This is a genomic window from Gemmatimonas sp., from assembly GCF_041689975.1.
Lineage (GTDB): Bacteria > Gemmatimonadota > Gemmatimonadetes > Gemmatimonadales > Gemmatimonadaceae > Gemmatimonas.
Genome location: NZ_JBDNFF010000197.1, coordinates 1 through 14540 on the forward strand (window position 1 = coordinate 1; position 14540 = coordinate 14540).

9 protein-coding genes and 3 pseudogenes are annotated in these 14540 nt (G+C 63.6%); 9 read left to right on the forward strand and 3 right to left on the reverse strand.

Translation table 11 applies throughout. From position 1 onward, the window contains the following. Window positions 1-191 precede the first annotated feature (191 nt). The gene (locus ACESNG_RS12355) at window positions 192-812 is read right to left on the reverse strand and encodes a hypothetical protein (protein ID WP_373061888.1); all 621 of its coding nucleotides are present in this window, start codon (window positions 810-812) and stop codon (window positions 192-194) included. A 142-nt stretch (window positions 813-954) separates the two neighbouring features. Here ACESNG_RS12355 and ACESNG_RS12360 point away from each other — a divergent pair, with 142 nt between their 5' ends. The 6 genes and pseudogenes from ACESNG_RS12360 (at window position 955) to ACESNG_RS12385 (ending at window position 6572) form a co-directional block, all read left to right on the forward strand. After that, a complete protein-coding gene (locus tag ACESNG_RS12360; RefSeq protein ID WP_373061886.1) occupies window positions 955-1608 on the forward strand; it encodes a TetR/AcrR family transcriptional regulator in 654 nt (217 codons plus the stop codon). A gap of 87 nt (window positions 1609-1695) precedes the next feature. Then, a complete protein-coding gene (locus ACESNG_RS12365) occupies window positions 1696-1950 on the forward strand; it encodes a hypothetical protein (RefSeq protein ID WP_373061884.1) in 255 nt (84 codons plus the stop codon). Window positions 1951-1985: 35 nt separating this feature from the next. After that, window positions 1986-2330, forward strand: a pseudogene (locus tag ACESNG_RS12370) (TolC family protein); the annotation flags it as partial. Window positions 2331-2476: 146 nt separating this feature from the next. Further along, window positions 2477-2560: pseudogene (locus ACESNG_RS12375) on the forward strand (hypothetical protein); the annotation flags it as partial. A 14-nt stretch (window positions 2561-2574) separates the two neighbouring features. Beyond that, a complete protein-coding gene (locus ACESNG_RS12380) occupies window positions 2575-2931 on the forward strand; it encodes a TolC family protein (protein WP_373061882.1) in 357 nt (118 codons plus the stop codon). Window positions 2932-3281: 350 nt separating this feature from the next. Next, window positions 3282-6572: a WD40/YVTN/BNR-like repeat-containing protein gene (locus ACESNG_RS12385; protein ID WP_373061880.1), complete on the forward strand. Its 3291-nt coding sequence runs from the start codon at window positions 3282-3284 to the stop codon at window positions 6570-6572. Window positions 6573-6676: 104 nt separating this feature from the next. Here ACESNG_RS12385 and ACESNG_RS12390 read toward each other — a convergent pair. Both ACESNG_RS12390 and ACESNG_RS12395 read right to left on the reverse strand, forming a co-directional pair. Beyond that, window positions 6677-7303: pseudogene (locus ACESNG_RS12390) on the reverse strand (EAL domain-containing protein); the annotation flags it as partial. Window positions 7304-7445: 142 nt separating this feature from the next. Next, a complete protein-coding gene (locus ACESNG_RS12395) occupies window positions 7446-8159 on the reverse strand; it encodes an ankyrin repeat domain-containing protein (RefSeq protein WP_373061878.1) in 714 nt (237 codons plus the stop codon). A 120-nt stretch (window positions 8160-8279) separates the two neighbouring features. On the opposite strand from ACESNG_RS12395, the gene ACESNG_RS12400 reads away from it, so the two are divergent. The 3 genes from ACESNG_RS12400 (at window position 8280) to ppc (ending at window position 14520) form a co-directional block, all read left to right on the forward strand. Next, entirely contained in the window at window positions 8280-9305 is a 1026-nt protein-coding gene (locus ACESNG_RS12400; RefSeq protein ID WP_373061876.1) for a glycerophosphodiester phosphodiesterase, read from the forward strand. A gap of 128 nt (window positions 9306-9433) precedes the next feature. Further along, window positions 9434-11641: an outer membrane beta-barrel protein gene (locus tag ACESNG_RS12405; RefSeq protein ID WP_373069213.1), complete on the forward strand. Its 2208-nt coding sequence runs from the start codon at window positions 9434-9436 to the stop codon at window positions 11639-11641. A gap of 77 nt (window positions 11642-11718) precedes the next feature. Then, the gene (gene ppc, locus ACESNG_RS12410) at window positions 11719-14520 is read left to right on the forward strand and encodes a phosphoenolpyruvate carboxylase (protein WP_373061872.1); all 2802 of its coding nucleotides are present in this window, start codon (window positions 11719-11721) and stop codon (window positions 14518-14520) included. The last annotated feature ends 20 nt before the right edge of the window (window positions 14521-14540 follow it).

The following is a 14540-nucleotide window of genomic DNA, read 5'->3' on the forward strand; positions in this document are numbered from 1 at the left end:
ACGGCTGGAACACGGAACCGGCGGATTTCGCGGAACCGCACAGATAAGCAAACAGCGATGTTCGAAATCGTTGCATCGCGGCTGTTGCTTATCCGTGCCATTCTGTACGATCCGCTATATCGGTGTTCCGGCCGTTGCTGTTGCCAGGACTATTTACGGATGAGGCGCCTGGTTCCGTCGCGCCCGCAGTGCTACTGCGACACCATCTTTACGAAGCCGTCGTACTTCCACGCACTGCCCACGCGGAGCCAACGTTCGCAGAATGTATAGCGCTGCGTTTGCGGGGCCTGTCCTTCGAGCGCCGGGGCGGCGGTGAACTGGGTGGTGTACGAGAGATTGATCTCGTGCGGCAGTTCACCGCGCTCGATGCGGGTGATAGCAACCCACACGCCCGTCGGGGTCGCGCATCCCAGGCCGCCGACGGTGGTGCAGGGTTCGACATCGAGGGCGCGCGTGTCCGTCCATTGGGCGATCGGGGCGAACGCGATCGGGGCTAGTGATTGTCCGTTGTACTGACGTACCGCTTCACTGCTGGCCGCACGACCGAACCGTTTGGCGCTGTACTCGGCGATCGGGATGCCGGCCGGGCGATCCTGTGTGATGATCCGCACGATCGCTCGGGAGACCAGCGACTCAGGATCGGGTAGTGACCACGCGCCGGCTGGGGCCTGCAACCGGGCGGTCGCGATGCGCGTTTGTGCGGCAAGTGCGTGCCACGGTGCACCGATACCGCACACCACCAAAACCGCCGCTGCGGTGAGGCGGTCACGAAAGGCGCGAGAAGAGACTAGTGTGAATAAAGAGATCAGCATCGTAGACCCGTGAATGCTACACCGATTTTGGAATTGCGCTGCTGGGTTCGCTGAGTTTTGCCATATTCGGCGTTCCGTTCTGTGACGCCGGACACGTCACGATCACTTGACAGCGTTAAGTGAACCTCTCACCTTTCCGTCGATGACCACGTCCGCCATTCGCACCGCCTCATTGGCCCGCCGGGAACGGCAAAAGGCTGAAACGCGCCAAGCCATCCTGGACGCGGCGCGGGAGCTGTTCGTATCGGATGGAGTGGAGGCGACGACCATGCGAGCAATCGCCGCCAAGATCGGCTACACGCCTACAGCGATTTATCACCACTTCCGGGACAAGGATGCCCTGATCGTGGAGCTGTGTATGGCCGACTTCTCGTCGCTGGGACAGGCAATGTACAAGATTGGCCGGATCGAGGATCCGGTCGAGCGGCTACGCCGGATGGGTTTGGCGTATACTGACTTCGCGCTCGATAATCCGAGCCAGTATCGCTTCATGTTCATGACATCATTAAAGCACCCGATGCTGGACGCGAACGGAAAGGTCGTCACGTCGCCCGACGAGGACGCCTACGGATTCCTGCTCCAAACCGTCACCGAAGGGATCGAGAAAGGCGTCTATCGCCCTGAACTCAGCGACGCCCCCGAGCTCGCCCAGATGGTCTGGGGCGGTATTCACGGTATCATCTCGCTCTGGTTCACCCACTGCGACCACCCGCACATCGTCTTCCGTGACCCCCGCGAAACCGTGCGCACCATGTGTGACGCCATGATCCGCGGAAGTCTGCGAAACTCTATCTGACGGAAATCCGTCAGGTAGTTAGCTCCACAGGACGCTTCGGCGTCCTTCTTTTGGCTCCTGTACTTAACATTGTTCTATCAACTAGCAATGTTTAACCTACTGCCTCCGTTCAAGACTGTGAACTCGCTGCTCAGGGCCGCCGCCGTGGTGGTGGTGCTTACGGTCGGCGCCTCCGCGGTCGTCAACGCCCAAGTGCCGACAAGCGCCCGCCAGCTCCTCGACGGCTACGTCGCTGAAGCGCTCGCCGCCAATCTCACTATCGCGCAGCAGTCAGCGGCACTAAGCCGCGCCAATGCCGGCGTGCGTGAGGCCATGGACGATTCCTGCCCAGCGTCGGCCTGAACGCGCGCTACTCGGAGTTCAGCGGTGTCGTCAACATCGGCGACTTCATCAACCCGGCCTACGCGGCGCTCAATCAGCTCATCGGGCAATCGCGCTTCCCGACGGATCTGAACGCGACACTCCCGTTCCGTCAGGAGACCAAGCTCGAACTCCTCCAACCGCTCTTCAACGACGCCCTGTTCGGCGCGCGCACTGCGGCGCGGGCCCAGCGCGACCTCGTGGGCGCCACCCGCAAGGCCGCCATGCGCCAGCTTGCCGCCGACATCCAGCAGGCATGGCTGGGCTACGCCAGCACCGTACGCGCGGTCGAGACCCTCGAGACCACGCTGCCGTTGCTCGACGAAAACGTGCGCGTGAGCGAACGCCTCATCGGCGCCGGACAGGCCACGCCCGACGTGTTGCTGCGCGTCGACTCGCTGTTACTCAGTACACTGCTCGCTCATGCGCTCACGCATCGTGAAGAGTTGGCACAGGCGGGCAGCGGTCTCTCGCGCGCGCAAAAAAACGCATCGCCACCTCCGCCTATCTGCCCAACGTCGCGCTCGCCGCGAGCTACAGCGTGCAGGGTGACCGCTATCGCTTCGACACGCGAAGCGACGTCGGTCTCGCCTCGCTCGTGCTGTCGTGGAATGCCTTCAACAGTGGACAGGACGCGGCGCGTCGAGAACAGACGAGAAAGCCGATTATCGTCGCCGCGAGGCCGAGCGCGCGATCACGATGCAGGTCGGTAACGCATACGACGCCGTGCTGTCGGCGCGGAGTACACTCGTTACCGCCAGCGATCGTGTGGCGAGCGCACAACGCGCCTTCTCGCTGGTGCAGCGCCACTTCGCTGAAGGCCTCGCCACGCCCGTGGAGTTTCTGAGTGCACGCACGGCCTTCACGTCGGCCGCGATCAATCAGGTGATCACCCGCTTCACCTTCGCCACCCGCGTGGTGGAACTCGAGCGCACTGCCGCGCTGCGCACGCTGCCCAAGTGACCTGCGGCCACAAGCCACGGCAGATCCGTGCTGTTACCGTGTGATCCGCGAAATCCGTGTTCCCGCTGTTCTCGATCCACCGGTCACACGATCGTTGGCGGCTCGGCACGATCGCAACGGCCGGAACACGGATGAAACCGATTGCACGGTAACCACACGGATAAGCCGATTGAACGCGCAGCCGAAGATGGTTACCCAGGGTAAGATCACATCAGGATTGGCTCGCAGTAGCTACCGCCATCCGCCGATCCCCCGTCGCGACAACATTGCGGGTCACCAAGGCGTAGCACATAGTTGGTCCCGCCCGTGATTTCCCGGGCCGTGTCGGTCCACCTATGCACCTCTCGCTCATGCGAAATATTCGCGTCCTCGCCCTCGGTGCCGGCTTGTCCGGCCTGATGGCCAGTCCGCTGGCGGCACAGATGGCTGTGCCGTCCAAGGCGTCCGTTGACGATGCCGTGATCAACGCCCTGCGTTGGCGCAACATCGGCCCCGCCAACATGATGGGGCGTGTCGTCGACATCGAGGGCATCGCGTCGCCGTCGAAAACGTTCTACGTCTCCACCGCTGGCGGCGGTCTCTGGAAGACCACGAACAACGGCACGACCTTCAAGGCGGTGATGGACACGGCCCGCGTGTCGTCCGGAAGTGACCTGGCGATCGCCCCGTCGGACACCAACGTGATCTACTGGGGCACCGGCGAGCCGAATTCGCGCAACTCGATCTCCCCGGGGGGCGGTATTTACAAGTCAGCCGACGGCGGCAAGTCGTGGACGTTCCTCGGACTCGCGGAGACGCGTACCATCGGTCGCATCCAGGTGCACCCCACCGATCCGAACACAGTGTGGGTCGCCGCGCTCGGCCACCCGTGGGGACCGAACAAGGAACGCGGTCTCTACAAGACCACCGACGGCGGGAAGACCTGGCGTTTGGTCAAGTTCATCGACGAGAAGACGGGCTTCGTGGATGTGCAGCTGGACCCCCGCAATCCGAACATTCTGTGGGCGTCGAGCTACGAGCGCGTACGCGGTCCGTACTTCCTCAAGTCGGGCGGCACCGGCTCGGCACTCTGGAAGAGCACCGACGGTGGTGAGACGTTTGCCGAAGTGAAGGGTGGTGGATTCCCCGCTATCACGAAGGGTCGCATCGAGATCGCCATCGCGCGCTCGAATCCCGACGTGATGTACACGATGGTGGAAGCCGATACGGCACCGAATCTCAAGAAGGACGCCAAGGTCGCGCCGCAGAAGCGGCCAAGTGGGTTGTATCGCTCCGAAGACGGAGGCAAGACGTGGGCTTACATGAGCCCGGAGAACACGCGTCCGTTCTACTACTCGCAGGTGCGCGTCGATCCCAAGGATGCGAATCGCGTGTACTGGTCGTCCACGCCGGTGAAGTATTCCAGCGATGGTGGCAAGACGGCCGGTAGCACGACCGAAGGTATTCACGTGGATCATCACGCCATGTGGATCGATCCCGTCGATCCGCAGCGCATCATCGCCGGTAATGACGGTGGTGTCGGCGTGTCGAACGATCGTGGTGGCAACTGGTCCTTCCCGAACTCCATTGCGCTCGGTCAGTTCTACAATATCTCGGCCGACATGGGCGTGCCCTACCGCGTGTGCGGTGGGTTGCAGGACAACGGATCGTGGTGTGGCCCGAGCCGTCGCAAGCAGGGTCCGATCACCAACGCCATGTGGCACAACGTAGGCGGTGGTGACGGCTTCGTGACGCAACAGGATCAGACGAACACCGACATCATGTACTCGGAATCGCAGGGTGGAAGCATGGGTCGCCTGAATTTCGCCACGGGTGAGCGCACGGGACTACGAAAGCCGACGTGGCGTGACGGGGGCTACCTCCAGTGGAACGATTCCATCTACGCCGTGTGGCCCGACACCACGAAGTCGGCCACGACCGCGCAGAAGAAGCAGATGGCGGCCTATCGCGCGCGTCAGCGCACCGACTCGGTGGCCTACGCGCTGCGCTGGAACTGGAACACGCCGTACATCATCTCGCACCATAATCCGGCTACGCTGTACTTCGGCGCAAACCGGGTGCTCAAGAGCGTGAAGTACGGCGATGACATGTTCCCCATTTCGGGTGAGCTCTCGTATGCCGACTCAGCCAAGCTGTTCGTGGCGCTCAAGACGACGGGTGGCATCACACCAGATATCACCGGCGCCGAGACGTTCGGCACGGTGGTGTCACTGAACGAATCGTCTGTCCGTCCGGGGATGCTGTACGCCGGTACCGACGACGGTCGCGTGTGGCTCACGCGCAATGATGGCGCGCAGTGGGAAGAAGTGACGAAGAACTTCACGGGCGTGCCTGCGGGAAGTTACGTGTCGCGCATCGAGCCATCGCATTTCGACAGCGCCACGTTCTACGTCACGTTCGACAATCACCGCAACGACGATTACACGCCGTACGTGTTCGTGACCACGAACTTCGGTCGCACATTCACGTCGATCGTGAACAACCTTCCGAAGGGTCAGACGGACTTCGTGCACGTGATCCGTGAAGACACGAAGAATCAGAATTTGCTCTTCGTGGGAACGGACGTCGGCGCGTATGTGTCGATTGATCGCGGTCAGTCGTGGCAGCGTTTCATGAGTGGGCTCGGTACCACGCCGGTGCACGATCTGCTCATTCATCCGCGCGACGGCGAGCTCATTGCAGGCACGCACGGACGTTCGATCTGGATCGCCGATATCACGCCGCTGCAGCAGATGACACCCGCCGTGATGGCGGCCAAGGCCACGCTGTTCGCGCCGCGTACGGCGTTCCAGTGGGGCGAGCAGACGATCAACGGCGGGAACGTGGGGCAGGGTGTGTTCCAAGGACCGAGCCCGGTGTACGGCGCGTCGATGTGGTACCGGCTGTCGGAGAACGCCGGTGGTCAGGTGCGTATGATCGTGCAGGACGCGAGCGGCGACACGATCCGCTCGCTGACGGGTCCGGGACAGGCCGGTCTGCACAACGTGGTGTGGGACATGCGCGCGCAGCGTCCGGCCCCAACGCGGATCGCGCTCACGCCGGCCCAGTTGCGTGACAGCGTGAACACGTCACGTCGGGTGATGCGGGCGCTCGATTCACTCGAGAAGGCGGGTGCCGTGCCGGCCCCGATGCTGGCCATGATCCGCACGACGGTGCAGACCGGTCAGCAGCCGCCGCAGATGGCCGCGATGTTGGGCGGCGCGTTTGGTGGCGGTGGCGGTGGTGGCGGTGGCCGGGGCGGCGGCGGCTTCCAGGATCGTCCGGGTGAGACGCGCGCGCTGCCAAGCTTTGCCGCACAGGCGGGTGGTCGTGGGGCGGCCGCTGGTGCAACAGGTGGCGGCGAAGGTGCGGCGACCGAAGCTCCGGCCGGTCCGGCAGGGCTTCAGGCCGTATTTGGTCCTCTGCGCGACGCTTTGGGTGATGACTTTGCGGCCATCGGGATCTTTCCGGGCGGCGGCGGTGGTCGTGGCGGCCGCGGCGGGCAGAACGCGCTCGCGGCGACGGGCGACTACAAGGTCACCATCATCGTGGGTGGCGTGTCGGACTCGAAGCTGTTGCGCATCGAGCGCGTAAGTGGCGGCGAGGGCGGCGGCGGATTCTTCGGGCTCAACGACGAACCAGGCGAGCGCAACGACAAGTAGGTTGCCGCTCGCGTTGGCGGAAAGCGGTCGTTGGTCGAAGTCGCTACGTGTACCGGCGACCGCAGCGGAATAGCGGTGAGCGGTATCGGTGCTGGTCGTGCAATCAGAAATCCCTGCACGTATTTGGCGCCATGCTGCTGCACCCACGCCAACTCACCCTCGGTCTCGATGCCTTCAGCAAGGGCGTCGATGCCGAGGGTGTTCGCGATGTCCAGCAGATTGGCCGCGATGCGCGCTCTGTACGGATCCTGATCGACATCACGCACAAGCTCCATGTCGAGCTTCACGATATCGGGTCGAAGCAGGTGAATCAGATTCAATGACGAGTAGCCCGAGCCGACGTTGTCGAGGGCGATTCTGAAGCCGGCGCCGCGATAATAATCGAGAATGTTTCGCAGGTGCTTGGGAGCGTGCGTGCGCTCCGTCTCGACGATCTCGAAGACGACCTGACTGCGCTCGATACCGGCGTCGTCGATCGCGACGAGCAGCCCTCCACTCCGCGCCCGGATGATCACGCGCGAGAGCGGTTCCACCCGCGCGAGGTAGTTCGGCGTCAGCGCCACGTCCGGGAAACAGAAGAGGGCTCGCGTGTCGTCCTGTTCCAAGGTGGAGAGAGCGTCGCCGAGCGCCTCGGCCACCGACTCGCTCTGCGACGGCTCGACGTGAAACACCGTGGCGTTGCCTACCGACGGGCGGTCAATGATTCCCAACTGACGAAGCGCCGCGCGCACCTTTCAAGCAATATGGTCGGCGGGGAACCAGCAGTGCAGGTCACCTGCGGTCAGGTCGGCAAGAGGTGGCGACTCGCAACGTGCACGTCACCGGTAGAAGATCACACGCCATGAGCCGCCGGTTTGCAGTTTCCGTCACACTTCAGCGGTCATATCGGAGCCCTGTTCCGGTGTGTTTCTCGACCGACGCGGTATCAGCGGCCGCGAGCTTTGTGCCGAGGTCGGGGAATCCGCGCGCGAATGCCAGCATGGCCGGCGTCGATTTGTCGTCGGAAAGCGCATGCGCATTAGCCCCACGGGCGAGAAAGAGATCGCACAGCGCGTCGTTGCCGCGCGACGCCGCCAAATGCACTGGGGTATTGCCGTGCGCATCGCGCGCTGTCACGTCGGCACCGGCAAACACGAGCCGACGCACCAACAGTGGCAGCGTGGCGCCAGCCAGCGCGGCGTGGAGCGGCGAATTGCGGAGCGCATTGGTGGAGTGCGCGTCGAGCGGCGCGCCATGATCGATCAGCAAGGTGACCGCGTCGTCGTGACCGAAGAAGGCCGCGAGATGTAGTGGTGTCCAGCCATCGCTGCTGCGGAGCACGCGAGAGTCATCGTCGTTCTCGATGGCCGTGCGTAGCGCGTTCACGTCGCCGAGCGCGGCGGCTTCGCAGGCGTCGATCGGTCGGCCGGGGTGCAACAGGTCGGCCAGCTCCGCTGCGCCCGTATAACAGGCGTGCAGGACCAGCGACTCGCCGCCCGCCGCACGCGACGTGACCAGTGACGGATCGTCGTCCAGCAGCGCCGTGATCGCATCGCGGTCCTTCGAGCGGATCGCGGTCAGCAAGGCTTCAGGGGCGGTGCGAACCATTGAGAGGGTCTCGACGTAAAGAGAAGCGCGTGGCTCAGGGCGAGCGCATAATGTCTCAACTTGATCACGGGACGCCGAATTGGCTATCGTTGCCCCCCGCCGGTGCGTTAACCTCGCGGCATGCGTACTCGATATTGGTCCTTCTGCCGGTTGGTCGTTTCGCCGCTCCTCGCCGCCTGCGTCACGACTCCCACGACGAGGGCGACGCCGGTAGTGCCCCCAGTAGCGCCCCTTGTGGTAGTCCCCACGTCCACCCCGCTCGTCATCGCGCATCGTGGTGCCAGCGGTCACCGCCCCGAGCACACCCTCGAGGGCTACGCGATCGCGGTGCAGATGGGGGCCGATTTCATCGAACCCGACCTCGTGAGCACGAAGGACGGCGTGCTGGTGGCGCGTCATGAGAACGAGATCGGCGGCACCACGGACGTGGCCGGAAAGTTCGCTTCGCGAAAGACACGCAAAGTGGTCGACGGCGACACCATCAGCGGATGGTTCACCGAAGACTTCACGCTGGCCGAACTGCGCACGCTCCGGGCCAGGGAGCGCCTGGCGTTCCGGTCACATGCGTACGACGGGCAGTTTCTGATTCCGACGTTCGACGACGTGCTGGCCTTGGCCGACTCGTTGACGCGTGCGACCGGGCGCGTTGTCGGGGTGTATCCGGAAACCAAACATCCCACCTATTTCCGCAGCATCGGACTACCGATCGAAGTACCGATGATGCATGCCCTGCGTGCGCGCGGGCTCGACCGCGCCAACGCGCCGGTGTTCATTCAGAGCTTCGAGACCGGCAATCTGCGCACGCTCGCCAAGCAAACGCGTATCCGCCTGATTCAGCTCGTGTCGTCAGCGTCGCAGGTCACCCCGGCGGCGCTTCGCGACATCGCCACCTATGCCTACGGCATCGGCGCGAACACGCGTCAGATCGTTGGCGGCGATTCTTCGGCCGTGCCGACGTCGCTGATCGTCGATGCGCACGCCGCAGGTCTGCACGTGCATGCGTGGACGCTTCGCCCGGAGCCGGTGTTTCTCGCCAAGCGTTACGGCGGTGACCCGCTCGCCGAGGTCCGCGAGCTGGTACGACTAGGTGTGGATGGGCTATTCGGTGACTATCCCGACCAGGTTGTACAGGGCCTTCGTAAGTAACAGTAGAGTTCGATTCACTGGCTTCGAATTGGACTGCTGACACAAAATCAGGCGCGGAACATGCATAGCTCTTTTGAAGGATCATTCACTTCAAGAGAGGACATCACTTGCACTCCATGCTGCATTATATGACTTGCGTCACACATCGCTCTGCGCGTACGGCTGCTGCTGTTCTCGCGCTGGTTACCAGTGTAGCCGCCGTTCCTTCCGCCTCCGCGCAAGGCGTACGTTTCACTTTGTCCCCGTCGGCCGAGTACACGTGGTGGGACAAGAGTCTGGGTATCGAGGATGCGCCGTTCTACGGCGCTCGATTCGGCGCGGACTTCGGATCGCTGCTGTCAGTCAGCGGCTATTATCATCGCGCCGACGCGCTCGGTGTGACGCGTGACAGCCTGCGCGCGGGCGGCGGCCGGCAGCTCGGACCGCTTCGTACCACGACCGACGCCAGCACCTTCGGCGGTAACCTCGCCCTTCGTTTGAGCACGGGGCGCCTTGCACCGTTTCTCTCGGCGGGCGCGGGCGTCATGCGTTTCGAAGCCGACAGCGTAGATCGCCAGGATCAGATCAATTACCGCTACGGTGGCGGCATTCAGTACGATGCCACGAAGAACATCCGCGCGATGGTGATGCTCGAGGACTCGCGCTTCCGGTTAGCGCCGGGCACGCTGTTCGCCAGCACCACGGGTGGCAACTCGATGGCTGAGCGCCGTGTGACCCGAAGCAACTGGACGGCGAGCGCAGGATTGGGCATCGCCATTGGTGGTGCACTCGATGAACAGACCGACGACGACGAGCGGTCGGAGCGCTGGTCGGTGGGCTCGGTGCCGCTCGAAGCCTTCGCCGGTCGACTGGATTTCGACGACGAATCGTTTCCCCGTCAGGGCTTGGTGGGCGTGCGCACCGGCATCGATGTGGGCCAGTTCGTGGGACTGCGCGCTTTCTATTGGCAGGGGCGCTCCGGCAACCTGCGCGATAAGCAGCCGATGCAGAGCTACGGCGGCGAAGCACAGTTGAACTTCACGCGCTCGCGTGGCCCGTCGCCGTTCATCGTGCTGGGTGCCGGTCGCCTAGACTTCGGTGAAGACTATCGTGACACGCAGGGGCGCGCGCGCGACGTGGAAACGGCGTTGATCGCCGGTGCCGGCGTGGCGTTCCGTCTCACGGACAACTTCCGGCTCAATGTCGCCGTGCGTGACTACGTGCGCGGTCCCCAGGCTCTCGACAGCCTCGCCACCACCGACCAGCTCACCAACAACTTCATGTATACGGTTGGACTTGGTTTCGACCTTGGGCGGTCACGAAAGTCGATGCCCAGCCGTGATGAGCGGGACGCCCGCGCCGAACGTGAGCGCATGGCGCGTGACCGTGATGATCGCATGATGACCCGCGACGCTGACTTGATCCGTATGCGCCGCGAGATGGCGGCACGCGATACGATCGTGGACGGCCGGGATTCCATGATCGTGATGGAACGTCGAGTGGTGCGACAGAACGCACAGACGCGTGTGCCAGTGGTGCAGCCGACACGCCCAACGATGATCACGCTACCGGTGCCGACGGTCGGAGAACTGTACATCCGCTACGGTGACAGTACGCAGCGCACGATACTCGTGACGCCCGCCGACGCACGGCGCTTATCGGACAGCACTGCGGTACGCCAGTCGAACGATTCGCTGGTGCGCGAGCTTCGCTCCCAGATCGAGCGTCTCGAAGCGCGGCTGCGTACGCCGGACACCGCACGTCGTGACAATGTGATGGACGAAGAAGTCCGCGTACTCCGGGCGCGTCTCGATGCGCTGGACATGCAGTTGCGGATGACGCCATTGCGTGTTGAGCCATCCCGCGTGGCACCACCGGAGGTGGTGGTGCTTCCGTCGACGTCGATGTCGAACGGGGCGAGCGCTATGCGGATTCAGCAGGTGTCACCGTATGTGGCTGGCTTTGGTCAACTGGTCTTGGGTGCGCAGCTTGACCTTGGCCCGGTGTTCGGCATTTCTGCGCTACGATTGGTCCCCGATTTCGCGATCGGTCTCGGCAATGACGCCTCTGTCTCGTTGGCGCTCGGTGCACAATACGACTTCGGTGCACTCCGTCTGAAGACGCCGGGCAGCTATCGTCCGTACCTCCGTGCGGGTCTCGGTTTCCTCGCCGCAAGCGGTGACCGGGATTCGGAGTTCGGCGTGAACGCAGCGTATGGCGTGACCTACGATCGCGCGACTACCACGGCCGGTAGCGATACCGACCGTCGTCGCCCGCAGTTCTTCGTGGAGCATCAGGGGATCAACTTCTTCAGCACGAATCGCTTTCTCGTGGGTATGCGCTTCAGCACGAAGTAGGGCACGACCATGCGTGACGTTGGGCATTCGGGCGGCATACACGCCGACTCGGGTGTCCAACGGTAGATTCGCACGATATGTCAAAGACTCCCGCGACCAGCCGCCTCGAGAAGGACCTCCCGCTCCGCGACGATATCCGCTTGTTGGGTCGTGTCCTGGGCGACACGCTGCGCGAGCAGGAGGGCGACGCGATCTTTCAACTGGTCGAGTCGGTGCGACGGACGGCGGTACGTTTTGCGCGCGAGGGAAGCCTCGACGATCGCGCCACACTGCATGGACTGCTCGACGCGCTGCCCTCCGAGGACATGCACCGGGTGGTCCGCGCCTTCGCCTACTTTCTGCAGCTCGCAAACATCGCCGAGGACACGCACCGTTCGCGTCGTCGTCGTGAGCACGAGATCATGGGCTCGCCACCCCGTGAAGGGAGTCTTGCATTCTCGCTCGATGCGGTCGTTCGCGAAACACCGGATGCGGCGGCGCGGATCCAAGCGTTCTTTGGGTCGGCACTCGTGTCGCCGGTGTTGACGGCGCATCCCACCGAAGTGCAGCGACAGAGTACGCAGCACGCGCTCCAGCAGATCGCCGAGGTGCTCGAGCGGCGCGACCGAAATGTGCTTACCCCCGACGAACAGCGCGACGCCGACGAGACGCTCAAGCGGGTCGTGCTCACGCTCTGGCACACGCGCATGGTACGCAGCGAGCGACTGCGCGTGATCGACGAAGTGAAGAACGGGATCACCTATTTTCGCAGCACGTTCTTCACTGAACTTCCTCGCCTGCACGGCGATACTGAAGACCTCGTACGCGCCCGTTTCCCCGGTCACACGTGGTCGTTGCCGCCGTTCATGCGCGTGGGCAGCTGGATCGGTGGTGATCGCGATGGCAATCCTTTCGTGACCGCCGAGACGTTGCGGGAAACCGTCCGCCTGCAGGCGTCGGCAACCATCGAGTTCTATCTCGACGAAGTGCACGAGCTGGGGTACGACCTGCCGCTGTCAGATCGACTCGTGCCTGTGACCGCCGCGCTCGCGACACTCGCGGCGCGATCCCCTGACACCTCGTCGCAACGACTCGATGAGCCGTACCGCCGCGCGCTGATCGGCATCTACTCGCGTCTCGTGGGCACCGCGCTGGCGCTGGGATTGCCGGCGCCGATCCGTCAGGCGATCGGCACCGATGCTCCGTACGCGACGTCGGTGGACCTCGTCACCGATCTGGTCATTATTAGCGACTCATTACGGCAGTTCGGTGGCGAACGACTTACGGCCGATCGCTTGCGTAGGCTTTTGCGCGCGGTGGAGTTGTTCGGCTTTCATCTGGCGCCGCTGGATCTGCGTCAGAACGCCGAGGTACACGAGCGTGTGGTCGCCGAGCTGCTGGCGCGCGCCGGTGTGTGCGGCGACTACGCCGCTCGCAGCGAGGCCGAGCGGATCAGGATACTGGCCGATGAGCTCAACGGGACGCGGCCGTTGTATTCGCCGCATCTGTCCTACTCCAATGAGGTGGAGGGAGAGCTCGCCATTGCCTTCGCCGCGCGTGAGTTACGCCAGCGCTTCGGCGACGCGTTGCTTCCGCACTACATCATTTCGAAGTGCGATGGCGTGTCGGACATGCTGGAGGTGGCACTGGTGCTCAAGGAAGTGGGGCTTGCCAGCGGTGGTGCATCGCCGACCACCGCAATGCAGATCATTCCGCTGTTCGAAACGATCGACGACCTCCAGCGCGCCGGCCGCATCATGGACGCGTTGTTCACGCTGCCGGTGTATCGCGCGTTGGTCGCGTCGCAGGGCGATGTGCAGGAAGTGATGCTGGGCTACTCCGACAGCAACAAGGACGGTGGCTTCCTGACATCGGGGTGGGAGTTGTATCAGGCCGAGTTGGCGCTCATGCGCGTGTTCGCGAAGCATGAAGTGCAGTTGCGACTTTTTCACGGGCGAGGTGGCTCGGTGGGACGTGGTGGTGGTCCGAGCTACGAGGCGATTCTTGCGCAGCCGGCGGGCGCGGTGCGCGGGCAGATCCGCATTACGGAACAGGGGGAAGTGATTGCGTCGAAGTACGCCACGCCCGAGGTGGGCAGGCGAAATCTGGAGCTGCTGGTGGCGGCCACACTCGAGGCTTCGCTCACCGATCATGAGCAGCGCGGCGAGCGTGCCGACAGTGTGGAGCAGGCCTTCCATCCCGTGATGGATCGGCTGTCGGCGATCGCCTTCCGTGCCTATCGCGCATTGGTGTACGACACACCGGGCTTTACGCAGTACTTCCGCGAGTCCACGCCGTTGGCAGAGATCGCGACGCTCAACATCGGCAGCCGCCCTGCGTCGCGACGCGCCAGCGAGCGCATCGAAGACCTGCGCGCGATCCCGTGGGTTTTCTCCTGGGCGCAGTGTCGTCTGATGCTGCCCGGGTGGTACGGCTTCGGGTCGGCGATCGCGGGGTATCTCGCCGATACGCCAGATGGTCTCCCCATGCTGCAACGCATGGCTCGTCACTGGCCATTCTTTCGTACGTTGCTGTCGAACATCGACATGGTACTGGCCAAGTCGGATCTCGCTGTGGCGTCGCGCTACGCCGAGTTGGTGCAGGATGTCGAGCTGCGACAGCGCGTGTTCGCGCTGCTTTCGGCGGAGTGGCATCGCACACGCGACGCGCTGCAACAGATCACGGGGCAGTCGGAGTTGCTGGCGGAGAACCCGCTGCTGAAGCGATCGATCGCCAATCGTTTTCCGTACATGGACCCACTCAATCACCTGCAGATCGAGCTGCTGCGTCGCTATCGCGAGGCGCAAGCGTCGGGCGCCGGAACCGACGACGAGCGTCGGCGGGGCGGCATTCACATTACGATCAACGGGATCGCGGCTGGGCTACGCAACAGCGGCTGACGGGAGAGCCGCTAGCCGCT